This is a genomic window from Psychrobacter sp. P11G5 (assembly GCF_001593305.1).
Taxonomy (GTDB): Bacteria; Pseudomonadota; Gammaproteobacteria; order Pseudomonadales; family Moraxellaceae; genus Psychrobacter.
Genome location: NZ_CP012533.1, coordinates 802,344 through 825,550 on the forward strand (window position 1 = coordinate 802,344; position 23,207 = coordinate 825,550).

20 protein-coding genes are annotated in these 23,207 nt (G+C 43.0%); 14 read left to right on the plus strand and 6 right to left on the minus strand.

Going from position 1 to position 23,207, the window contains the following annotated elements; genetic code table 11:
• The first annotated feature begins 42 nt into the window (after positions 1–42).
• The 7 genes from nuoI (at position 43) to AK825_RS03485 (ending at position 7,715) form a co-directional block, all read left to right on the plus strand.
• Positions 43–591: an NADH-quinone oxidoreductase subunit NuoI gene (gene nuoI, locus AK825_RS03455; protein ID WP_068034761.1), complete on the plus strand. Its 549-nt coding sequence runs from the start codon at positions 43–45 to the stop codon at positions 589–591.
• A complete protein-coding gene (nuoJ, locus tag AK825_RS03460; RefSeq protein WP_068034763.1) occupies positions 588–1,307 on the plus strand; it encodes an NADH-quinone oxidoreductase subunit J in 720 nt (239 codons plus the stop codon). Before nuoI ends, nuoJ begins: the two co-directional genes overlap by 4 nt.
• A gap of 98 nt (positions 1,308–1,405) precedes the next feature.
• Complete coding sequence (nuoK, locus tag AK825_RS03465) at positions 1,406–1,714, plus strand: NADH-quinone oxidoreductase subunit NuoK (protein ID WP_058368358.1); 309 nt, start codon at positions 1,406–1,408, stop codon at positions 1,712–1,714.
• 4 nt (positions 1,715–1,718) lie between these two features.
• Positions 1,719–3,593: an NADH-quinone oxidoreductase subunit L gene (nuoL, locus tag AK825_RS03470; RefSeq protein ID WP_068034765.1), complete on the plus strand. Its 1,875-nt coding sequence runs from the start codon at positions 1,719–1,721 to the stop codon at positions 3,591–3,593.
• Between the two features lies 1 nt (position 3,594).
• Positions 3,595–5,223 carry an NADH-quinone oxidoreductase subunit M gene (gene nuoM, locus AK825_RS03475; protein WP_068034767.1) on the plus strand — a complete coding sequence of 543 codons (1,629 nt, stop codon included), beginning with the start codon at positions 3,595–3,597 and terminating at the stop codon, positions 5,221–5,223.
• A 3-nt stretch (positions 5,224–5,226) separates the two neighbouring features.
• Positions 5,227–6,705 carry an NADH-quinone oxidoreductase subunit N gene (locus tag AK825_RS03480; RefSeq protein ID WP_068034769.1) on the plus strand — a complete coding sequence of 493 codons (1,479 nt, stop codon included), beginning with the start codon at positions 5,227–5,229 and terminating at the stop codon, positions 6,703–6,705.
• 188 nt (positions 6,706–6,893) lie between these two features.
• A complete protein-coding gene (locus AK825_RS03485; RefSeq protein WP_068034771.1) occupies positions 6,894–7,715 on the plus strand; it encodes a ferredoxin--NADP reductase in 822 nt (273 codons plus the stop codon).
• 126 nt (positions 7,716–7,841) lie between these two features.
• Here the strand turns inward: AK825_RS03485 and AK825_RS03490 are convergent, their stop codons facing one another.
• Positions 7,842–8,603: a hypothetical protein gene (locus tag AK825_RS03490; RefSeq protein WP_227514109.1), complete on the minus strand. Its 762-nt coding sequence runs from the start codon at positions 8,601–8,603 to the stop codon at positions 7,842–7,844.
• A 428-nt stretch (positions 8,604–9,031) separates the two neighbouring features.
• Between AK825_RS03490 and AK825_RS03495 the strand changes: the two genes are divergently transcribed.
• Positions 9,032–9,919, plus strand: a complete 888-nt coding sequence (locus tag AK825_RS03495; protein WP_068034775.1) for an energy transducer TonB — start codon at positions 9,032–9,034, stop codon at positions 9,917–9,919.
• A gap of 199 nt (positions 9,920–10,118) precedes the next feature.
• Complete coding sequence (locus AK825_RS03500) at positions 10,119–10,994, plus strand: mechanosensitive ion channel domain-containing protein (protein ID WP_068034776.1); 876 nt, start codon at positions 10,119–10,121, stop codon at positions 10,992–10,994.
• A 65-nt stretch (positions 10,995–11,059) separates the two neighbouring features.
• Here the strand turns inward: AK825_RS03500 and ybeY are convergent, their stop codons facing one another.
• The gene (ybeY, locus tag AK825_RS03505) at positions 11,060–11,665 is read right to left on the minus strand and encodes an rRNA maturation RNase YbeY (protein WP_068034777.1); all 606 of its coding nucleotides are present in this window, start codon (positions 11,663–11,665) and stop codon (positions 11,060–11,062) included.
• Positions 11,666–12,035: 370 nt separating this feature from the next.
• Positions 12,036–13,127: a PhoH family protein gene (locus tag AK825_RS03510; RefSeq protein WP_068034778.1), complete on the minus strand. Its 1,092-nt coding sequence runs from the start codon at positions 13,125–13,127 to the stop codon at positions 12,036–12,038.
• A 595-nt stretch (positions 13,128–13,722) separates the two neighbouring features.
• Here AK825_RS03510 and AK825_RS03515 point away from each other — a divergent pair.
• The 4 genes from AK825_RS03515 to AK825_RS03530 all read left to right on the plus strand — a co-directional run bounded on the left by AK825_RS03515 (position 13,723) and on the right by AK825_RS03530 (position 17,639).
• Positions 13,723–14,970, plus strand: a complete 1,248-nt coding sequence (locus AK825_RS03515; protein ID WP_264753649.1) for an FAD-dependent monooxygenase — start codon at positions 13,723–13,725, stop codon at positions 14,968–14,970.
• Between the two features lie 36 nt (positions 14,971–15,006).
• Positions 15,007–16,260 (plus strand): FAD-dependent monooxygenase, encoded by a 1,254-nt coding sequence (locus AK825_RS03520; protein WP_068034780.1) that lies wholly within the window; start codon positions 15,007–15,009, stop codon positions 16,258–16,260.
• Positions 16,261–16,286: 26 nt separating this feature from the next.
• Entirely contained in the window at positions 16,287–16,871 is a 585-nt protein-coding gene (locus tag AK825_RS03525) for an OmpA family protein (protein WP_068034781.1), read from the plus strand.
• Between the two features lie 75 nt (positions 16,872–16,946).
• Positions 16,947–17,639, plus strand: a complete 693-nt coding sequence (locus AK825_RS03530; RefSeq protein WP_068034782.1) for an OmpA family protein — start codon at positions 16,947–16,949, stop codon at positions 17,637–17,639.
• A gap of 24 nt (positions 17,640–17,663) precedes the next feature.
• Here the strand turns inward: AK825_RS03530 and AK825_RS03535 are convergent, their stop codons facing one another.
• From AK825_RS03535 to nadA, 3 genes are all read right to left on the minus strand, one after another.
• Positions 17,664–18,572, minus strand: a complete 909-nt coding sequence (locus AK825_RS03535; RefSeq protein WP_068034783.1) for a lysine exporter LysO family protein — start codon at positions 18,570–18,572, stop codon at positions 17,664–17,666.
• A 110-nt stretch (positions 18,573–18,682) separates the two neighbouring features.
• Complete coding sequence (nadB, locus tag AK825_RS03540) at positions 18,683–20,581, minus strand: L-aspartate oxidase (protein WP_082787154.1); 1,899 nt, start codon at positions 20,579–20,581, stop codon at positions 18,683–18,685.
• 1 nt (position 20,582) lies between these two features.
• Positions 20,583–21,722, minus strand: coding sequence for a quinolinate synthase NadA (gene nadA, locus AK825_RS03545; protein ID WP_068034784.1), 1,140 nt, complete (start codon positions 21,720–21,722; stop codon positions 20,583–20,585).
• Positions 21,723–22,029: 307 nt separating this feature from the next.
• Here nadA and AK825_RS03550 point away from each other — a divergent pair, with 307 nt between their 5' ends.
• Positions 22,030–23,088: a hypothetical protein gene (locus AK825_RS03550; RefSeq protein ID WP_068034785.1), complete on the plus strand. Its 1,059-nt coding sequence runs from the start codon at positions 22,030–22,032 to the stop codon at positions 23,086–23,088.
• Positions 23,089–23,207: the final 119 nt, after the last annotated feature.

Here is a 23,207-nt window from a genome sequence, read left to right on the forward strand (position 1 = left end):
TCGGTAATGATCTGAAGTAATGCTGATAAGGATAATAATCCCATGTTTACTACGATAAAAAAGACTGTCATTGGTATATTTACCATTGTCCGCAGCATGTGGATGGTTAATAGCCATGCGATCAGGCCACGCGATACAATATTATATCCTGAAGTGCCAGTGCCAGTACCGCCACGCTTTCGTGGGCGTATCATATTATCCCGCGACCCTGATGGTGATGAACGCTGCGTCGCTTGTAACTTGTGCGCTGTGGCATGTCCAGTCGGTTGCATCTCTCTACAAAAAGCTGAGCGTGAAGATGGACGCTGGTATCCAGAGTTTTTTCGGATTAACTTCTCACGCTGTATTTTTTGTGGTCTATGTGAAGAAGCTTGTCCAACGACAGCGATTCAAATGACCCCTGATTTTGAGATGGGTGAGTATGTGCGTCAAGACTTGGTCTACGAAAAAGAGCATTTGCTTATCTCAGGACCAGGTAAATACCCTGATTATAACTATTATCGCGTATCTGGTATGGCGGTGGCAGATAAACCAAAAGGGGCGGCGCAAAATGAAGCTGCACCTATTGATCTTAGGAGCTTGCTGCCATGATGAATATCTTAAATAACCCTGAATTGGCAGGATTCTATTCGCTCGCAGCGGTGGCTATCTTTGCTAGTCTACGAGTAATTACGAATGCCAATCCAGTACATGCTATTTTATCAATGATTGTATCGTTGCTAGCAATAGCAGGTATCTTTTTCGTACTAGGTGCTCCCTTTGCAGGGGCACTTGAGATTGTCGTATACGCTGGCGCAATTATGGTTCTTTTCGTCTTTGTGATTATGATGCTCAATCTTGGTATGGCTAATGATGCACGTGAAGAGCGCTGGCTTGATGCAAAGACATGGGCGGTACCTACTGGATTGACTGTCATTGTCGCGGTTGTGCTTTATGCGATGATTGGGCTTAATCATGACGAGGCCGCGGTAATTGGTGGCACCACTATTTCAGCCAAAGCAGTGGGTACGGCATTATTTACTAAATATATCATGCTGGTTGAAGTGGCGGCGTTGCTATTATTAGCTGCCTTGGTTGCTGCTTATCATTTAGGCAAAGAGTCTATAGATGATGAGATTATCGGCAACGATAGCCAAGACTTTCGCCCAAGCGTTGGTAGCATCATAGAATATGAGAATGATGGCAGCGATACAGTTGGCGATGCCGTTAAAATGGCTAAACCATACGAATATAAAGAAGTAGATCCACATGATTATGTGGGTATGCAGGTTGGTACGCAAAAAGCTACGCGCAAGGAGTCAGACTGATGGTACTAGCAGCGAGCGTGGCACAAGACGTGTCAAACGTGCCGTTCGCCCATGAGGTAGCAGGCTTTGTACAGCCTGTTGCTGAGGCACAGGGTGTATTGGGTATGATACCCATGAGCCACGGATTAATCCTAGCGGGTATTTTGTTCGCTATTGGTCTATGCGGTGTGATGGTTCGGCGCAATTTTTTGTTTATGCTAATGAGCCTTGAGATCATGATGAATGCAGCAGCACTAGCGTTTGTAGTGGCGGGTAGCCGTTGGGTTGATCCAGATGGACAAATTATGTTTATCTTTATTTTGACATTAGCAGCAGCTGAGGCAGCCATCGGTTTGGCAATATTACTACAGTTTTATCATAAGCGTGGGCATCTCGATGTCGATAGCGCCAATGAGATGAAAGGATGATGTCATGAGTTTATTACCATTAACCTTTATATTCCCGCTCATTGGCTTTTTAATTTTAGCCTTTATGCGTGACAAATTAAGCGAACAGGCAGCAGCGTTCGTCGGTGTCGGTAGTATGTTGCTATCAGCACTATGTACACTGGTTGCCAGTTATACTTTTTTGACGGCTAATCCAGCAGGTACGGTAGTCCAGATACCGCTGTGGACATGGTTTCAAGTTGGCGATTTTGCGCCAAGCTTTGGTCTTAGTTTTGATGGTTTGGCACTGACGATGACTGGAGTTATTACAGGCATCGGCTTTTTGATTCATCTGTTTGCCGCTTGGTATATGAAAGGTGATAAAGGCTTTGCACGTTTCTTTAGTTATATGAACTTGTTCGTGGCTAGTATGTTATTGCTGGTATTAGCAGACGACTTATTGTTGCTATATCTTGGTTGGGAAGGTGTGGGTATCTGCTCATACTTGCTTATTGGTTTTTACTTTGAAGATCGTGCCAATGGCCGCGCTGCAATGAAAGCCTTTACGGTGACACGTGTCGGTGATGTGTTTTTGGCATTTGGGCTGTTTTTACTATTTCGTGAATTTGGTACGCTTAATATTCAAGAGATTATCACTCGCGCTCCTGAAGTATTCGATGTTAATAATCCAACGATGATTTTGACAACGATGATGTTGGTTGGCGGTGCAATGGGTAAATCAGCACAGTTGCCGTTACATACATGGCTTGCTGATGCAATGGCAGGTCCGACACCGGTATCTGCATTGATTCACGCAGCAACGATGGTAACCGCGGGTGTCTATTTAATTGCCCGTATGCATCCGCTATTTATTTTGACCCCTGGCGTTTTATTGTATTGGGTTGGAGCAGTAGGTGCGTTGACACTGGTGGTCGCTGGACTTTGTGCACTGGTACAAACAGATATTAAGCGTATCTTAGCGTATTCGACCATGAGCCAAATCGGTTATATGTTTTTAGCGCTTGGCGTTGGTGCATGGCAAGGTGCAATTTTCCATTTGATGACGCATGCTTTCTTCAAAGCTCTGTTGTTCCTATCTTCAGGTGCGGTCATTTTAGCGGTTCATCATGAGCAAAATATCTTTAAGATGGGCGGCTTACGTAAAAAAATACCATTAGTATTTTGGTGCTATATTGTTGGTGGTGGTGCGCTCGCAGCCATACCTTGGGTAACGGTTGGTTTCTATTCAAAAGAAGCAATTCTGTGGGAAGCTTTTGCAACCGGTCATCAAGTCTTATTCTATATGGGTGTATTCGGTGCTTTCTTAACCGCGATTTATACTTTCCGTATGATTTGGATAATCTTTTTTGGCGAAGAAAAAACGCCAGCGCATAAACTATCTGGTGTGTCGTATTGGTTGCCACTCAGCGTGTTGTTAGTGCTATCAACTGCAGTTGGTGCATGGATAACGCCACCGTTACAAGGTGTGTTACCAGAGAGTGTTGGGCATTTATTAGAGGTCGCTAATCAAGCCGAAGGTAAACATACAGCAGAATATATTGCCATGGGTGCGATGCTTGCAGGACTGATATTAGCAGCACTATTATATGTGGTTGATAAAGGTCGCCTGCTTACGCGCTTTAAGCAATCAAGTATTGGTGGCGCGCTGTATTATTGGTGCTATAACGGTATGGGCTTTGATGCGCTATACGATTTAGTGTTTGTAAAACCCTTTTTATTCATTGGCCGCTTATTTAAAGCCGATCCTATTGATAAATCGTGGACGATATTACCTATGCTGGCATCAGCAGGTAACAAAGCTATGTCTGCAACGCAAACAGGGTCACTTCGAGGCTATGCTGCAAGCTTCGGCTTGGGCATGGCTGTGCTGTTGGTGCTGGTAATGATGACGGTGGTATAAAATGATAGAGTTACAACAAACGTGGATGCTACCAGCATTGATCGCAATTCCATTTATTGCAGGATTATTATGTTGGTTGGTTGAGCGGGTAAATAAGCGTCTGCCGCGCTGGATTGCCTTAATCGGGATGATGCTAACCTTTGGTTTGTCACTCGTATTATGGCAGTATGGCGACTTTTCGGGCATGAGTAAGCAAGTAATTGCGCCGCAGTCTGCAGTACCATGGGTTGCCGAATATAGTGTGCCATGGATACCAAGCTTTGGTATTAGCTTTCACTTGGCGATAGATGGTATGTCGCTGTTGATGATTGCATTGACAGGATTACTCGGTGTTGCGGCTGTTGCCTGTTCGTGGAATGAGATTCAACGCCGTGTCGGCTTCTTCCATCTAAACTTGTTATGGAGTTTAGGCGGTGTCATTGGTGTGTTCTTAGCGATTGATATGTTCCTGTTTTTCTTCTTTTGGGAGATGATGCTGGTTCCTATCTATTTCTTGATTGCCATTTGGGGTCATGACGTCGCTGGTGGTAAGACCAAAGAATATGCAGCAACCAAGTTCTTTATCTATACCCAAGCTTCTGGGCTTATCATGCTCATTGGTATTTTATTATTAGTACTATTTAGCTACGCCAATAGCGGTGTGGTTAGCTTTAACTATAATGACTTGCTCGGTACGCCACTTGGCGGCTGGGAATATCCGATCATGCTTTGCTTCTTTATCGGCTTTGCAGTCAAGCTACCTATTATTCCATTCCATGGCTGGTTACCTGATGCCCATGCGCAAGCGCCAACAGCAGGTTCGGTGGATTTGGCAGGGGTACTGATTAAGACCGCGGCTTATGGTCTGATCCGTTTTGTATTACCGTTATTTCCAGCAGCCTCGCAAGAGTTTGCGCCGATTGCCATTACATTAGGTACGATTGGTATCTTTTACGGGGCATGGCTTGCCTTTATGCAAACTGATATGAAGCGTTTGCTCGCTTATACCAGTATCTCGCATATGGGCTTTGTGGTCTTGGCGATTTATGCAGGTACGTTGCTCAGCTTACAAGGCTTAATGATTCAAATGCTTGCGCACGGTCTTAGCTCGGCAGCTCTATTCATCATGGCAGGCCAGCTCTATGAGCGCTTGCATACTCGTGATTTGACCTTGATGGGTGGTATGTGGGGACAATTCCGTTACTATGCACCGATATTGATGTTCTTTAGTGCTGCACTTCTCGGTATTCCTGGTACCGGTAACTTTATCGGTGAATTCATGATTCTGTTTGGCGCATTTGCGCAGTATCCAGTGTTTGTGGTACTAGCAACCTTTAGCTTAGTATTAGCAGGTCTATACTCATTAATCTTGATTTACCGCGCGCTATTTGGTGTCAATAATATCGAAGAGTTGGCGTTACATGAAACCAAATCACATGGTTTACCTGCTCGCAAGTTAAAAGATTTGGGCAAGCGTGAGCTGTCGTTATTACTTATGTTAGCAGCTGGATTGGTATGGCTCGGACTGTATCCGCAGCCAATACTTGATACATCAAGTCACGCTATGCAGTGGATTAACAATGCATATATCTATAGTGAGATTACTCAAGTAGATATGTCACAGTTACTTGATGCAATGGAGGCACGTTAAGTCATGAATGAATTTACGATGAATGATTTGATGGGGCTAATGCCTTATGCACCAATCATTGCAGTAGCAGTTACATCACTGTTAGTCATGATTGCGATTACTGTCAAGCGCTCGCATGTGGTCACCGGTACTATTACTGTAATCGGTCTAAACGTTGGCCTATTTACCTTACTTGCGCAAATAGGCGGCGTGATAAGTAGAAGGGGTGCACTACCAAACGCTGAGCAGCTGTTTGTAATTGATAACTTTGCTCAGTTTAATATGGTCATTATCTTTATTTGTGCATTGGCTTGCTGTACGTTAGCGTATGCGTATCTTGCCAATCTGAAAGACAATAAGGATGAGCTGTATTTGCTGATGCTAGTATCGACCACCGGTGCGCTATTGATGGTATCTGCGCAGCATATGGCCGCTTTCTTTATGAGCTTAGAGCTGCTTTCAATACCGCTATATGGTCTATTGTCTTATACTTTTTTACGTAACCGCTCGCTTGAGTCAGGGCTTAAGTATTTGGTGTTATCAGCGACAGCGTCTGCAACCTTACTGATGGGTATGGCCTTTATTTATGCGCAAGTTGGCTCGTTAGCCTTTAAGCCAATCAGTTTGGTACTAGGTGATATGTTTGAGTCACCGCTGCTGATATTAGGCGCAGCGCTAATGATGTTTGGTATTGCTTTTAAACTATCAGCAGCACCTTTTCATATATGGACACCCGATGTCTATGAAGGTGCACCAGCTCCTATTGCCACTTATCTGGCATCCGTATCTAAAGTTGCTATGATGGCACTTGCTGTTCGCTTTTTAATTGATACGGCTTTATTGGCATTGCCTTCAGTACAGATGTTATTAATGGTAATGGCCACACTATCTATCTTAGTTGGTAACCTATTGGCAGTACGTCAAACCAATCTGAAACGTCTGCTGGGTTATTCTTCTATTGCTCATATGGGTTATGTGCTGATTGTGATTGTTAGTATTGGTAGTGCGGCTGATAGCATATCTAGTATGTATATGGCCGCCTATGCCTTCACCTCTATTGGGGCCTTTGGTGTGGTGACATTAATGTCTAGCCCTTATCGGTTATCTGGTGAAGCTGACGAGTTGGTACATTATCAAGGACTGTTCTGGCGTCGTCCAGTGCTTACTGCGGTCATGACTATTATGATGTTATCGTTGGCCGGTATTCCACTGACCGCGGGCTTTATTACCAAGCTATTTGCGATACTGGCAGCTGTTCAAGGTGCTAATTGGTTCTTGGCTGCAATGATTATCTTAGGTAGTGCTATTGGTCTGTTCTATTACTTACGCGTCATGCTGACACTATTTAAACGTCCAAAACAGTTTATTGAGTTTGATGTAGCAGGGCAATGGGGTATCCGTATGGGCGGACTGATGGTTATTGGTGTTACCGTGGTAGTTATTTTCTTCGGTATATTACCAAACAGTATGATTGTGTGGTCAGGTATGGCGAGTATTTGGTAATCTAAGTTTAACGTGTGGCCTGTCAAATACAGGCTAAGTCGTTGCAATCCTTTACTGTTAGTCTGCCGTTACTGTTAGAAAACCAAGATGCGCCAAGTCTATGATAAGCTTGGCGCATCTTTTTTATTTGTTCGTTTTAATAAGCTTTATAAAAATAAATATTAATAAATTGTGAGTGACTAATTATTATGAGTGAAAATAATATTCAAACCGTTAAAGTGCTTAGCAAAACTACATGGACACCAAGTTTATTTAGTTTTACAGTCACCCGTCCAGATAGCTTTAAATTTACTGCAGGACAGTTTGTACGTTTGGGAGTTAACCCCAGCAAACTACAATACTACAAGCAGCAAAACGAAGAGTCTGATGCAGCATTGAATGAAGATATCTTTCGTGCCTATTCTATAGTATCTTCACCGTTTGATGAGGTACTGGAGTTTTTCTCCATTGTGATTCCTGATGGGGCATTTACCTCGCAGCTGCAGCACTTGCAAGTAGGAGATGAGCTCCTACTCAATACCATGCCATTTGGATTTTTGACCTTGGCACGTTATCAAAAACCGTTACCAAAAGACTTATGGCTGCTGGCAACAGGTACTGGTCTGGCACCCTTTTTATCTATGCTACAAGACCTGCAAACATGGCAAGACTACGATCATATCGTATTGGCTTATAGTGCGCGCTCGCAAGAGGAATTGGCTTACGTTGAGCAAATAAGACAGCTACAGGCAGACTTTGGCTCGTTGGTTGATAATCCTGCTGATTTAATATTTGTGCCGATCGTGACTCGTGAGCCAATGGAAGGAGCATTATCTGAGCGTCTGCCGAAACTATTGCTCAATGGAGAACTAGAGGAGCGCGCAGGTATAAAGCTGGACATCGATAATGCACATGTGATGCTATGTGGTAATCCAGAGATGGTAGAGGATACTAAGGAGACCTTGAAAGATATGGGTCTGGTCATGAATCGACGTGGTGAGGGTAATATTGCGGTAGAGAATTATTGGTAAGCCCATTAAGTCGTTAATTGCTTTAAGTTATTGACAAAAAAACGCCGCAATCTAATGATACGTGGCGTTTTTTATTAGTTAGCCAAAGCAGTAACGGTCTGTAAGAATTACTCTGTGATGCAAAAGCTACTCTGTGCTTGGTTCAGTGGCATCATCTATGGGATTAATAGGACCTTGCATTAACTCGGGTTCATCATCATCACTGATGATATCCTCACCACTACTACCGCCTAATAGGTCGCGATAGTTAATCTGTGCCTTTAGAATTAGCTGATCTTCTTCGACTTCACCGTAGTTCACCTGTACCTTATGTAAGGTACTCATGATTTTTTGGTTCTTTTTTAGCCAGCGATTAATATCGAGATAAATAATATCTTCTTTCGCGCGGGCGATATTGATATAAGTCAGGATAACGCCTAACGGGTCTTTCTTGAGCACACTATGATAGAACCAGATGGCAAGTTTGATACCTTGAAGCTTCAAAAATGACTCACAGCGTAAGTTGAGGACGTCTGTATAAGTCAGCTGGCCAAATACAAAGCGCTGTACATTGCGGTCAAGCTGGGCATGTACAAGGCTAAAGTTACTAGCTACTTCAGCGTAAACACCAGCGGCATTAACCGTACAATATAAACGAAACCAGTCATCATGCAGCTCAACTCGTAACTCTAAGATAGCTTTGACATTGTCTGTGACAAACTTTTGCAGGGCATCATTGACGTATTTTTGCGCAACGGGCAAAGCCAATTCATCATCAAGCTTATCAGCAGTTTTGTTGTACATATTTTTGATATTTTGGGTTAAGCTCTCCCAACCATCACTAAATGACTCGTTAAAACGATAGCCAAGATTATCAGAGAAGTCATCAAAGTTATCGAAGTTACTCAAACTTGTTATCCTTATGATTATAGTAGGATTATTTTAACCGTATAATTGGTTGTCAGCTGCTAATTGATATAATAAGTAATTGATAGACATGACCAGTAGCAATATGACAAGTGAAAATAGTATATAGCAAAATAGCATGGTACAAAACTTAAGGCCTTGTATTGTAGCAAATAACTTAAGAAATATAACGAAGATAGGCAGGCGTGCCTAAATAGCTTCTTCCTCAGCTCTTAAGCTTTATGGCTATTTTGAATAGCGATAAAATGACAGAATAGCGATATAATTGCTGCTCATGTTATGATAGCGCGGATATTATTATTGGTAGGCATAGTTATTGCTTGTATGATGGCTGCAAAAACATTACTGATGCAAAATAATCGTATCAATACGGTTATTACTGTTTTTATTCTTATAATTTGAGACTTACTGTGGCACATATTAAAGATTCTCAAAGCTATCATTTTTCTACTCAAGCTCCAACACGCAACTTTAGCTTACCGATAGCTATTACTATTGCGTTGTTGGTACATGGTGTTATTATCTTTGGTGTCAGCTTTTCTATGGGGCAAGATCCTGCGGCGCTGATGCAAGATGTGGCAAAGGCTTTGACAGACAATATGCAGCCGAATGAGGATGCTCACTATATCGCTAATGCTTCACAAGAAGGTGGAGGCTCGGTACGCCAGCAAGTACGGCAAGAAAGCGCGCAAACTAGCCCACTGAGCTCAGAGCAGATAAGCGAGACTCAAGATGTCATCAATCTGCAACGCCAAGTGCGTCAACAGCATTATCAAGAGAGCTATCTGCGCACGACTTTGAGTTGGCGTAAGGCTGATGTAGAAGCTGACAACGACAGTAAGCAAGCGCAAGATGATATGATGGCACAAGAGGAGCGTTTACGTAAACAGATTGCGACTTTAGAGGCACAGCTGTCTCAGCGTCAACAAGTCTATGCAACCAAGTCCAAAGTCGTAACCGTCGATAGCAACTCTACTACTCGCGGCGCTGCGGCAGATTATATCGAAACCTTCCGTGAGCATGTTGAGCGTGTTGGTAACTTGTATTATCCGGTGCAAGCGCGTGCGCAAGGTATCACTGGTGAAGTACGTCTCATGGTGATTATCAGTAATGATGGCAATATTAAAGCTATTCGTTTACTTGAAAGCTCAGGCTCGACGATATTGGATGAAGCGGCCAAGCAATCAGTACGGCAAGCGGCACCCTTTGGTAAGTTTACCGCAGATATGAGCGATATTGTAGAGCTACGTTTGATTCGTACTTATCGTTATAGTGATAAAGTAGAAGTAACTTATTAAAACGGAAAAATCTAAAACGTAAACTTTCAAAAAGTAATCTGTTAAAAAATACGGTATTCAAAAACCATTGGTTAAAATTACAAACAAACTGTAATTATGAATGGGTTAAAATAAATAATGAATTAGAATGAGTGCCAGTATCTGATTCTATTTTAATATGTCCTAATAAACAAACGAAGCTATAGAGTAAAGAGTCAGTATGGAATTTTTAGGTTTTACTATCGATGTTGCCACGTTAACGAGTAACGCACTAAGCTTAGCGCTTAAAGTCGTCTTAGCGATATTAATATTTGTAGTAGGGCGTTGGCTCGCCAAAAAAGCGGTTACCTTTGCTCATAGTATTATGCTGCGTAGCCGTTTAGATGATACCGTGGCTAGTTTTTTAGGTCGTCTAATATATGGCGTGTTGCTGGTTGTGGTTGCTCTAGCAGCCCTTAGCAAAGTTGGCGTACAGACTACATCAGTCGTTGCCATATTGGGTGGTGCCGCAGTAGCCATTGGTTTGTCATTAAAAGATCAGCTGTCAAACTTTGCGGCTGGTATTATGATTGTGACTTTTCGCCCGTTTGTACGTGGTGATTATGTGCAGATTAGTAGTTACACCGGTACAGTGACTGAAATTACTTTGGTCAATACCCATCTAACGACGATTAATAATCACGATATCATTATACCTAATAGCGATATTACCACTTCAGCGGTTATCAACTATACCGCGCTGCCCAACCGCCGTGTCGATATCACAGTAGGGATTGGCTATGATGCCGATATCAAAACTGCCAAAAATGTGATGCTGAGCTTAGCGAAAAACAATGCGATGGCCTTTACTGATCCTGAGCCTATTGTGCGTGTGACCAATCTTGGCGACAATTCAGTTGACCTCACTTTAAACGTTTGGACAACCAATGCTGATTGGTGGACAATGCAATGCGATTTGCTTGAACAGTTTAAACATGCGTTAGATGATGAGAAAATCGAGATTCCATTCCCGCAGCGCAGTGTCCATGTCAAAGGCTTAGATCAGATGATTAACCAAATGGGTCAATCACAAAAACTACCGATGACAAAAGACTAGCCGAGTTAAATTTATGAGTTTGGAGTTTATGAGTTTGGAGTTTATGAGTTTGAGAGGTTTGACGATTAAGGATTTGAAACATAAGGGTTTGGTAGGTTCAAACCTGCTAAAATCTCAATCTCAAAACGTTCCATCTCATCCTGCTCAGCTTGACCGAGCTCATGATCGAAGCCTAATAGATGCAACACGCCATGTACCAATAAGTGGCTAATGTGCTGTACTAGCGTTTTGTCTTGCTCTGTGGCTTCACGTATCATTACTTCATGACAGATAATTAGCTCACCAAGTGGCAATGTTGGCATCAGCTCAATAATATTAGCTGGCATCTCGCTTGGGTAAGACAGTATGTTGGTCGCATAATCCTTGTCACGCGCTTCTAGATTCAATTCACGACCTTCAGTCTCGTCAGTAATATATATATCTAATGCTTTAGGTTTCTGCTGCCACATCTCAATACTGATATCTGTAAAGTAGGGTAGCATCAGCCCATTCTGCTTACGCTTATCTATATAATCTAAAGTTGCCATCATGACTGGCAACAGGCTATCTTCACTATAGAAGCTATCAATCAAATTATCATCAATACTATCAATAGCGCTGACATTTAGCTCAGCACTGGTTAGACTATTTGACTCTATTTCATTCACATTATTATCATTAAATTGGTTCATTGTTCTATCCTATTAACAAATAGCACGCTTATTAATTATTACTATTTCAAACATTTTAACTGTTCCATAATGCTGCTATATAGACGGTTCCTTTGAAGCCGCTACGGCGTTGACCTCATTTACTGTACTAATATAGATGGTACTCAGTTTCGTAATATCGATATGCTTATCGACCTCAACTATGGACTGACTATAGCAGGTGAGGCAATATTAAGGTTAAACCTATTAAGTAATCAATTCATTAGGTACCTAATAAAAAACCGGAATACTATCTTTAGTAATCCGGTTTTTTATTTTAAGGCTAGGCGTGTCCTCATTTTGATAATGATAATAAAAATGAGGACACGCCCTAGATATTTAACAAGCTGAGTTATAATTTAGATGCCGCGTTGGCTATTACCTGTCTGCGCTCTTGCTCAGCAATACGCTCTTGTTTACGTTTTTCTTCCAATATTAACTGCTCACTGTCAAAGACATCATAAGCTTCAACGATTTGCTGTACCAATTGATGACGTACCACATCTTTTGAGTCAAACTTAGTGATATGAATCTCTTCAATACCGCTTAGGATTTCTAGCGCTTGCGTTAGTCCTGATTTAGTACCACGCGGCAAGTCGACCTGCGTAATATCACCAGTGATGACCGCACGTGAGCCAAAGCCTAAGCGTGTCAAAAACATTTTCATTTGCTCAGGTGTGGTGTTTTGTGCCTCATCCAAGATGACAAACGAGTTATTCAAGGTCCGGCCACGCATATAGGCAAGTGGAGCAACTTCAATAATCTGGCGCTCAATCATTTTGCCGACTTTTTCAAAGCCAAGCATTTCATATAAAGCGTCATATAACGGGCGTAAATACGGGTCAATTTTTTGCGCCAAGTCACCAGGTAAAAAGCCTAACTTTTCGCCTGCTTCTACGGCTGGACGTACGAGCAAAATGCGCTCAATCTCATTACGCTCTATCATATCGACTGCGCAAGCGACCGCCAGATAAGTCTTACCCGTACCGGCAGGGCCAATACCAAACGACACATCAGAGCTAAGCACGTTTTTTACATAACGCTGCTGGTTGCCACCGCGTGGAATGATTTTACCTTTACGTGTGCGCAGACTAATGGGTGTAAAGTCATTTGGCGAATCCAAATCGTTTTTATCTTCTTCGCTATCAGTGACTTGCTCATCATCTTCCGTATCTTGATCGCGTGAGATACTAGATTGGATGATGAGATGTAACTCTTCTGCACTGATATCTTTTGTGTTTTGAGCTTCATCGACTAGCTTATATATAATACGTTCGCCGCGCTCGACACCTGTGACATCGCCGCTCAGACAGAAGTCGCCTTGGCGTTGGCTGATTTTGATGTCGAGGCGGTCTTGAAGATATTTCATATGGTTGTTGTATTCGCCAAGCACGGTTTTAAGCTGTGCTGGGGTCAATGACTCAAACTTTATACGGCGGCTCATGGAATCAGTCAAGCGATTATCCTTATATTAGTTACCCGATACTATTGTTAATTCTCAATAGATTGATGGGCTTAATAGATAAAACAGTAGTAGGGTTTTATTACTTGTAGATAGTAGAAAAAATGACGGTAAAGTTATTATTGTTTATATGTATGGTAAGTGAAAGTCCTGTCTTCATTATGGTTGATAGTTTTTAAATTTCAAGCATTGTGTAGCAATGGACTGGGCTGTTTTTGTATGGTGATTGCAACCACTGCATATATCGACAAATTTTTGCTATGCTCATAAGCTTAGAAGTAGCTACTCAGCGTTAAGCATACCGGGAAGGACACAGAGATTTGGGCAATTTGTGGTAATCTATGAGTTGTCTAAAAATCGTTTGGTCATGACGCTTAAAACCATAAAATGCTGATAAATAACTCTTTATAATTAAGTATAAAAAGTCTTCCTAATCGTATATAACCGCTTTATCCAACAGATTCCAATAGGGATAACAATGATACAAAATACTCATTCAGATATGCCAACGATATCAAATTCTGCGCCATCGAACACTGTTAATAAGACATCTAATATGAAAAATAATAAAACGGCAATGACCGAGCAACAGGTGCTCATCGCTGGCGGCGGTCATGTGGGTTTATCCTTTGCATTGCTATTAGCACATCATGGTATTGCTAGTACTTTGCTAGAAAAAAACAGCTACCCAACTATTAGCCCAAAGGATGACAGTACGCGCAGTCATTATTTAGACAGCCGCAATACGGCATTATCTCGGCGCACCGTACAGATTTACCAAGAGATAGAGTTGTGGGACGAGCTACAAAGTCATGCTTGCCGCATTGATGCCGTGCAAATCAGTGAGCAGGGTAGCTTTGGACGTGCGCAATTAAATAAAGCTGAAGAGCAGGTAGAATCGTTCGGACAAGTCATGGAAAACGCTTGGCTTGGACGTAAGTTATTACTGGCTGCTCAGCAAGAACCGCTAATTACTTTGATTGATAATGCTAATGTCATCGCTGTGGAACAACAGAGCGACGCTGTGACGCTAAGCTTTAGCTATTATGGTGAAGAGGAGCATGAGCAGCAATTGCAAGCCAGCGTCTTAGTCGCTTGTGATGGTCGCGACTCTACGGTACGTCAGCTTTTAGATATTGGTACAACGACTTATGATTATCAGCAAACTGCTATCGTCGGTGTGGTAGAGACAGATAAGCCACATGCGCACGTTGCGATTGAACGTTTTAGTCCGGCAGGCCCACTCGCTGTGTTGCCATTGACCGATCCAGCAGGTGACGGCAATGATGAATATCAAAAGGGCTATAGACGCTCAGTAGTCTGGGTATGTCCAAACGGTGAAGAGCATAAATACCTAGAAGATGATGCGCATTTTCTGGCGACTTTACAGCAGGCATTTGGTCAGCGTGCTGGCAAGTTCATCGCTGCTGGTCGCCGCGGTGCCTATCCGTTGACACGCGTGCTAGCGGACAAACAAGCAGAGGGCCGCTGCGTCATCATGGGTAATGCTGCGCATACCTTGCATCCTGTGGCGGGTCAGGGCTTTAACCTTTGTATGCGTGATGCGCATGTACTGGCGCAAATGATGAGTGCGCAAGTCCTCAAAGGCGCAGATATCGGTGACCCAACACTACTCAAACGCTATGAAAAAGCCCGCCAGACCGACCAAAAACGAGTTATTCGTTTCTGTGATGCCGTTGTACATGGCTTTACTCATCCTAACCCAGCAGTGAAGCTGGCGCGTAATGTGGCCTTGGTTGCCTTTGACAAGCTGCCGAATATTAAACCACTAATTGCTAATTATGCGATGGGCTTAAAATCATAGTCTTATAATAAGCGTTCTAACATTGAGAGATAACTTATGAAAAATAACCATACGCTGATTATAGGCAGCGGTATCGTCGGTGCGACATTGGCGCTAAAGCTTGCGCAAGCCAAAATGCCAGTGACCTTGATTGATGCACGTCCTGCGCGTGATGAGTCAGATTGGCAAGAAGTATTGAGCGCGCGCGATGCACGTGTCTATGCGCTTAGCTTAGCTAGTATTAACTTACTCAAAGATGTTGGCGCTTGGCAAAAGACTGCCCTATCTGGGCGTAAGGCGGATTACTCGCAGATGCAGGTATGGCAACTGAACGGTATGGGCGAGTTATTATTTGGTGATAGCGAAAGCAGTGCGCCAAAACTACTGGGAAGTATGGTTGAGCCTGCCGTTATTGAGCACGCATTATGGCAGCGTTTATCTGAGGATGATGTCAGTGACTATCTGACCGTCATCGCTGGACATAAAGTCGTGGCAATGGATTGGTTAGGCGCACAGCAAGGCTACCGTGTGACTTTGGATAACGATACAGCTATCGATGCTCAACTGTTGATTGGTGCTGATGGTCGCGGCTCGTTTGTGCGTAAGCAAGCAGGAATTGAGCTGGATATGCTTGATTATAATCAAACCGCGATTTGCTGTGCGATTCAAACGACCAAGCCTCATCAAGCGACTGCTCGCCAAGCTATGCTACCCACTGGAACGCTGGCATTATTGCCGTTAGCGGATATCACTGATGCTGATAAGGCCAATCCGCAACACTGGCAGTCGATAGTTTGGACACTGCCACGCAATCAGGCATTGGCATTGATAGAGGAAGACGCGCGCGTGATTGCCGATAAGCTGGCTGCTGCAAGTAATTATGAGCTTGGTGCTATTAGTCAGATTGAATCAATCGCTAGCTTTCCACTGACCGCGCAACAAGCAAAGAGTTATGTCGCTGATAATTTAGTCTTGATAGGAGACGCTGCGCATGGCGTGCATCCACTTGCTGGACAAGGGCTTAATTTAGGCATGCTCGATGTACAGGCGTTAAGTGAACAGCTAATGCATGATTTTGCACGTAGTGGTGGCACGCTTTGGGGCAGCAATCAAACCCTGCGTACTTACGAGCGTCTGCGTCGTCCACATAATATTCTGATGATGCATAGCTTCTCGGCACTAAACTGGCTATTTGCAGGGTCACTTGCACAGATGCGTCCTATTCAACAAATCCGTAGCGAAGGTATGTACCGCGTGGGTAAGATGAAACCGCTTATGCGATTGTTTGCGAAGCAGGCGAGTGGGGTTTAGTGTTTTAACTTAAGGAAGAGTAGAGTATGAACGTTAAATTATGGACAATAGCGCCGATGATGATAGGTGTATTAGCACTGACAGGTTGTCAAACAGCTGACTTGTCTAATCGAACAAGTCAAACTATCAACATGCCAACGGTTGTGGTTAATGTAGATAGTGACGGTGATGGAGTGCCTGATAAGTTAGATCAATGTCCAGGCACTCCCTATAACGTGGTGATAGATGAAAGGGGCTGTCCGCATTCTTTACTTTTTGGTGAAAACGAATTTAGGATGGAAGCTAGAGCCTATTATGATGAAAATAGCAGTGAGATAAAAAGTGAGTATTATGAACAGCTAGATAACGCAGGCAAAAAAATGCAAGATCATTTGGACGCTGTCATGCTTGTTGAAGGGCATATATCAAAGAATGAAGACAATAGCGTCAATCAAACATTATCAAGGTATCGCGTGGAAGGAATTAAAAATTATATGACCATGACATATAATATTGATCCTGATCGTATTAAGACTTTTTACTATGGGTCAGAACGTCCAATTGCGCCAAATAATACCGAAAGCAGTTGGCTCAACCAGCGTATTTATGCGCTTATTAGCAATGTTGAATAATATATTGAACGTTTCAAAAAAAATGAAGATGATGACAAATAAAGCTGTAAGTAACTCTAGATGAAGAGAATGATAATGACAATTAGAAACCATAGCACTTTATTGCTATTAACAGCATCTATAACTCTAGCTGGTTGTCAAACCACTACAATTGCGCCGTCTAAAGATGTAGCTCAACATGAAATCATCAGGACGATGCAAGCAGAGATTGATTCAGATAGTGACGGTGTGCTTGATGCCATAGATGAATGCCCTGAAACGCCATCTAACGTAGTGGTCGATGCTAAAGGCTGTCCAGTAGTGGTTTATACAGGTTCGCTAGAAATGCAGTTGCAAGGATTTTTTGAACCGATGAGCAGTCAATTATCTGACGATTATGATCAAGCATTTGCAATCATTGAAGAAAACCTTCATGAGCAACCAGATGCCAAGGTTTTTATTTTTGGTCATGTAGCATCAAACGAGCTTGCGATAACGCTTAATAAAAATAATTTATCACGTAACCGTGCCATTAATATCAGGAATAGGTTAGTAGAAAAGCATCACATTACCTCTGATCTTATCTCCACTTATGATTGCTCAGATAGATACCCGTTTATAGCTACAGACTTTAGCGAAATTGATCTTGCAGGTATAGAGTCAAAAGATAGAAGGGTAACTGTCAAAGCAAGTACGCAAGTCAAAGACCTAGCGAATATAGAAAACGCAAGTGATTGGAAAAACTATGAACCATACCTAAAGCGCTGCGAGATGTTTAAATCTGAATAATGACATCAAAAAAACGATTGGTTTTTAAAAAGCCGAAAACAACACCATCAGCACTGGCGAGACAATATTAATAATAAAGCCAAAGCTAATCGCTAGTGGCACAACTTTTAGACCACCTGACTGTTGAATAATCGGTAAAGTAAAATCTAAACTGGTCGCGCCGCCAAGCCCAACTGCCGCTGATGGATATTTACGCATAAAGACAGGAATAAATAATAACGCAAAAAACTCACGTATTAAGTCATTAAACAGCGCCACACTGCCCCAAATCGCCCCATAAGCATCGGTCATGATAATCGCTGACAGTGAATACCAACCAAACCCTGATGCCAGTGCCAAACCTTTCGTCCATGACACATCGCTAAACATCAGCGCAAAAACAAGCCCGCCAACCAATATCGATAGCGTAAAGATAATACTCATCTCAACGCCGCGTTTATTTAGTAGCACTTCTTTAAGGGTAATTCCTGAGCCTTTTAACCCAATGCCGACCAGTAAAATTAATATCATTAGCATGACGGTCATGGAGTTTTCAGGCGGCATATAATCTACTGGCAAGAAATAGCCAATCACCATGCCAATCACTACACAAATCACTTGCGCCAAGCTGCCACGAATACTGACGCGATGTTCTTTGGATTTGACGCTTGGCTTTTTGGCATGCCATGGACGCACACGATCGAATAGCATGAGCGCAAACAAACCACTGCCAATCGTCAAGATCGATAGGATAGTGACATATAGGGCGATTTCGCCTATTTGGCTACCCAGCCCTTCTACTTGTGACAGCTCAATACCGATAAGGGTTAAGATGACATAAACCAAGTACGACAAGCCTTTATCAGCAAGCTTAGTCATTTTGGGATTAGAGGGAATGGCAAAGCCAATAAACATTGGCATTAATACCAAAACAAGGGTAACTAGGCTTTGCATGATGATGTGCTCGCAGCTTTTTGAAGGCGTTTTTAGGAAGCTGGAGATTGTATCATATTAGGCTATAAATGCTGGAACGAGCGGACAAAAATTACCATATTCTTGCCAGTTTACAGGGTGCTAACGGCTGATCGCGAATGCTTATCTTGTTGGCTATATTTTTCACTGACTATAGCAAATTTATCAGATGCATAAATTTGGCTAGGCAGACTGTCCAATAAAGGTGCAATTACACTCACTTTAGATTTGCTCGCTAAGTTTGGATAATCTTTTCGGTAATGCCCGCCGCGACTCTCATGCCGCTGATAAGCCGACTGTATAATCAATGCCGCTAATTGCAACTGTCTTGCTAATTGAAAGTAGGGTAACTCATTCAGAACAGTGGCGTTATCTTTGTTACCGATATCCGTTTGATTGGAGTTATAACAGTTAAGTTGCTGTTGCCACTGCTGAATTTGTACCAGCGCTTGTGTTAATTGTTTAGCTTCACGGGTAATACCCATATGAGACGTCATTAAAGCTTTTAATTCTGCGGTTATTGCAGTGATGTCAGCATTCGTATTAATGTTGACGTTGTGATTGTCGTTAGAGTTGCTTTCACACTCAATAAACAATGGTACAGTAATGCACTGACAATCTCGAAGCGTTGGCAATGTCCAAATATCATGGATTGATTGATCTGAATTAGCATAAATCGACGTTGTATCTAGCTTTTCTATTGCTTTCAAATAGCGCGGCAAGTCAGCGGCGATATTCCGTCCAACCACCACACATTCCAATAGTGAATTACTTGCCAAGCGGTTTGCCCCATGCAGACCTGTATAAGCAACTTCACCTGCGGCATAAAGCCCTAGCACGTCAGTCAGGCCATTGGCAGACGTCACTACGCCACCGCAGCTATAATGAGCGGTAGGCGCGACTGGAATAGGGTCGGTAGTAATATCGATACCGAGGTCTAACAGCGTTTGATAAATCTGTGGGAAATGCTCGCGTAAAAATTCCGTTGGCAAGTGACTGACATCAAGATTGACGTAGCCAAATTCATTCATGCTAATTTGCTCCGCGATGGCACGGGCGACGATGTCTCTTGGTGCTAACTCTGCACGAGTATCGACGTCTAACATAAAGCGTTTACCAGTTTGCGGACAATATAACCGTCCACCTTCGCCGCGTAATGCCTCAGATATCAAAAAACTACTATCGCTAAATGCTAATCCGGTTGGATGAAATTGGATAAATTCTAGATTTGCTAAGCGACAGCCCGATTGCCATGCCATCATAACTCCATCACCGACACAGACATTGGGTGCGCTGGCACGTTTAAACAGCTGCCCTAGACCGCCACTCGCCATTACGACTGCGCGACTATGAAAAGTGAGTTTACGTTGACTGACGTGATCAAAAACAAGCGCACCTTGGCATTGATTATCATTATTTTTTAAAAGGCTGAGTGCTTCATGGTAAGGCAGAATAGTGATATTGGACGCAGCTTGCGCTTTTAAGGTCAAGGCTTCCATGATATGTCGACCAGTTGCATCATCAGCATGGGCAACTCGTCTACAGCCATGCCCACCTTCTTTGGTTAGGTGTAGTTGAGAGAGGTCGAAACCCGCTTTTATGTGACTTTTTGATTTTTGCTGGGGAATTTGAGTAAAGGGGACGCCTTGTTCGCATAGCCATTGTACGGCTTGTTGACCAGCATTTAGGATGTTAGTCGTATTATTAGCTTCACATAATCCTGCGCCAGCGATGAGCGTATCGGCGATATGATCAGCGACACAGTCATTTTTACCCAAACTAGCCGCGATACCGCCTTGGGCGTAATGGCTTGAGCAAACATCCATTGCTGCTTTGCTTAATACTGTAACAGTTAACGATTTTGGCAAAGCGAGAGCAGTACTTAGTCCCGCTAAGCCAGCACCAATGATAAGTACGTCTGTTTGCCTAACATCATTAACATCAGCAATAGCGTTATTGTTTGCTCTATCCAATACGCGCGCCTCACTCATATTAGGCAGCTCCAACGTTAGCAAATAGTGCACGGTCTTTGACAATATCACCGCTCGCTGCCACACGTTGATTTTGCGCTTCGGCAAAATCAAGCATACGTTGTAAAGGTTTTTTTGCAGATGCTGCCAGCTCAGGCGTCATCAATACTTCGCCGCTGCGCTGGGTTAAGCACTGTTCAATACCTTGCAAGCCATTCATCGCCATCCACGGGCAAAAAGCACAGCTTTTACAACTGGCGCTCTCACCAGCGGTAGGGGCAGCTAAGAAACGCTTATTTGGTGAGCGCTTTTGCATCTCGTGCAAGATGCCTAAATCGGTAGCAACGATAAAGGTATCGGCATCCATCTCATAAGTTGATTGTAATAGCTTGCTGGTTGAGCCAACCACATCGGCAAGCGCAACTACACTATCAGGTGATTCAGGATGCACCAATACTTTGGCGTCTGGGTGTTCTTCTTTTAATTGCATCAGTTCAGTCGCTTTAAACTCATTATGTACCAAGCACGACCCTTGCCAGAGCAGCATATCTGCGCCAGTCTCTTGTGCAATATATTTACCCAAATGACGGTCAGGCCCCCAAATGATTTTCTCACCTTGCTCATGCAAATGACGGATAATCTCGATACCAACGGACGAAGTCACGACCCAATCAGCTCGCGCTTTAACCGCAGCGCTGGTATTGGCATAGACCACCACCGTACGCTCAGGATGGGCATCACAAAATGCAGAAAACTCATCAGCAGGACAGCCCAAGTCAAGCGAACACTCAGCCTCCAAGTCTGGCATAAGTACCGTTTTTTCCATGCTTAGTATTTTTGCCGATTCGCCCATAAAGCGCACGCCAGCGACCACCAAAGTTTGTGCGCTATGGGCCTGTCCAAAGCGTGCCATCTCAAGCGAATCACCAACACACCCACCAGTTGCTAATGCCAAATCTTGAATAAAAGGATCAACATAATAGTGTGCGACCAATACCGCATTATGCTCTTTTAGCAACTGTTTAATATTATCTTCAACCGCGAGACGTTCTGCACGCGGTAAGTCTGTTGGAATTTTAGCTTTAGCATATTCAATGTTCATTTGAGTAGCAATACGATTATCAGTACTCATGATGGGTGCGTCATAAGGATAAGTTTTCATAAGTGCAAGCCTTTGGTGCGTTAACGACAAGCAATATGCCGTTAAAATAGGATCATTAAAAACAGCTAATAAATAGAACTATATTAATTATGCTCATTTTGAGCATAAAAACAAGATGTTTTTGTATGTTCTATAATTAAAATAATAAGTTTGGACTATATTACTGTTCTCATTAATCTTGAATTAAGCGGTATTCTCAGTTAATAATTACAACCGTTTTCTACGATAAATTGTGATTCACGCTATACTGAGTCCTATCTAAAGAAAATTGCACATCATCACTCATCAAGGATAATAATAAAGAACTATGACGTTGTCTTATTCACATGCGCATCAACAGGGTAGTGGCACTACAGAAGTAGTGGCTGTATTGATTGCTATTACCGACCATACAGCGCGGGTTTTGACGGTTGATCAAGGTAAGTTGTTGCCCAATGGTCCGCTCATGCCATTGCATCGTTCATTGCAAGCTGGTGTGCGCCAATGGGTTGAAGAACAGACACAGCAGCCACTCGGTTATCTAGAACAGCTATATACTTTTGTAGATACCAATAGGCGCAACATCGACGGTCATGCGTTGGTTTATGTTAGCTATTTAGGGTTGGTACAAGAGACGCAAACGCAAGAGTTACAGAGCCAAGCTTTGTGGCGAGATTGGTATGATTATTTCCCTTGGGAAAATCATTTGGATGGTGTACCAAGCATCATTATGGATTTTATTGTGCCAGCGCTATTGGAATGGGCCAATACTGCGGAAGATGGAGTCACCCAGCAGCGTCGACGTCAGCGTATTCGCTTATGTTGGGGGCTGAGTGAGAGGTTTTTAGCGCGTGAAGTGCTTACTAATGAAAACACTGACAATAAGGTAACTGCAGATATAGAGGATGAGAGTAGTGAGTGGGTAGCAGAGCATGCGCTCTTGCGTTATGAGATGCTCTATGAGACCGGGCTTATTCCTGAAGCACCCAATTATTTACCTAGCTATGAGCCTAGTAATTCAGCAACTAATAGATCACCTACTAATTGGACGAAAATGATGGGTGTCCCTATGTATTACGATCATCGTCGTGTGATTGCTACCGCCATCTCCAGACTGCGAGCCAAAATAGAATATCGCCCGTTGATTTTTGGTTTGATGCCTGAAGTATTCACATTGCTACAGTTGCAACAAAGTGTTGAGGCTTTATCAGGAGTACGGCTACATAAGCAAAACTTTCGCCGCTTGCTCGATTCACAGAACCTTGTAATGGAGACTGGGCAGAGTAGTAGTGCCCAGCGTGGTCGCCCTGCCAAGCTCTATCGCTTCCGTCATGATATTGAACTCCAAAGCTTACTGATGGATAGTAAGCTGCCTAAACGTAAATAGCTTGCAGATTTGATTTTTCATTTTGCATTAATGTTGAGCACTTACAGCGTTTCATTGAACTAACGAAAGTTACTACCTTGTCTTGCGAGCCTATTAATTTTAAGTTATATTTATGCTCA

Bases quoted from the DNA above. Each gene is read 5' to 3' on its own strand.
- nuoI (WP_068034761.1), top strand. From the start codon at position 43: ATGTTTACTACGATAAAAAAGACTGTCATTGGTATATTTACCATTGTC.
- nuoJ (WP_068034763.1), top strand. From the start codon at position 588: ATGATGAATATCTTAAATAACCCTGAATTGGCAGGATTCTATTCGCTC.
- nuoL (WP_068034765.1), top strand. From the start codon at position 1,719: ATGAGTTTATTACCATTAACCTTTATATTCCCGCTCATTGGCTTTTTA.
- nuoM (WP_068034767.1), top strand. From the start codon at position 3,595: ATGATAGAGTTACAACAAACGTGGATGCTACCAGCATTGATCGCAATT.
- AK825_RS03480 (WP_068034769.1), top strand. From the start codon at position 5,227: ATGAATGAATTTACGATGAATGATTTGATGGGGCTAATGCCTTATGCA.
- AK825_RS03485 (WP_068034771.1), top strand. From the start codon at position 6,894: ATGAGTGAAAATAATATTCAAACCGTTAAAGTGCTTAGCAAAACTACA.
- AK825_RS03500 (WP_068034776.1), top strand. From the start codon at position 10,119: ATGGAATTTTTAGGTTTTACTATCGATGTTGCCACGTTAACGAGTAAC.
- ybeY (WP_068034777.1), bottom strand. From the start codon at position 11,665: ATGAACCAATTTAATGATAATAATGTGAATGAAATAGAGTCAAATAGT.
- AK825_RS03510 (WP_068034778.1), bottom strand. From the start codon at position 13,127: ATGAGCCGCCGTATAAAGTTTGAGTCATTGACCCCAGCACAGCTTAAA.
- AK825_RS03515 (WP_264753649.1), top strand. From the start codon at position 13,723: ATGACCGAGCAACAGGTGCTCATCGCTGGCGGCGGTCATGTGGGTTTA.
- AK825_RS03520 (WP_068034780.1), top strand. From the start codon at position 15,007: ATGAAAAATAACCATACGCTGATTATAGGCAGCGGTATCGTCGGTGCG.
- AK825_RS03525 (WP_068034781.1), top strand. From the start codon at position 16,287: ATGAACGTTAAATTATGGACAATAGCGCCGATGATGATAGGTGTATTA.
- AK825_RS03530 (WP_068034782.1), top strand. From the start codon at position 16,947: ATGACAATTAGAAACCATAGCACTTTATTGCTATTAACAGCATCTATA.
- AK825_RS03535 (WP_068034783.1), bottom strand. From the start codon at position 18,572: ATGCAAAGCCTAGTTACCCTTGTTTTGGTATTAATGCCAATGTTTATT.
- nadB (WP_082787154.1), bottom strand. From the start codon at position 20,581: ATGAGTGAGGCGCGCGTATTGGATAGAGCAAACAATAACGCTATTGCT.
- nadA (WP_068034784.1), bottom strand. From the start codon at position 21,722: ATGAAAACTTATCCTTATGACGCACCCATCATGAGTACTGATAATCGT.
- AK825_RS03550 (WP_068034785.1), top strand. From the start codon at position 22,030: ATGACGTTGTCTTATTCACATGCGCATCAACAGGGTAGTGGCACTACA.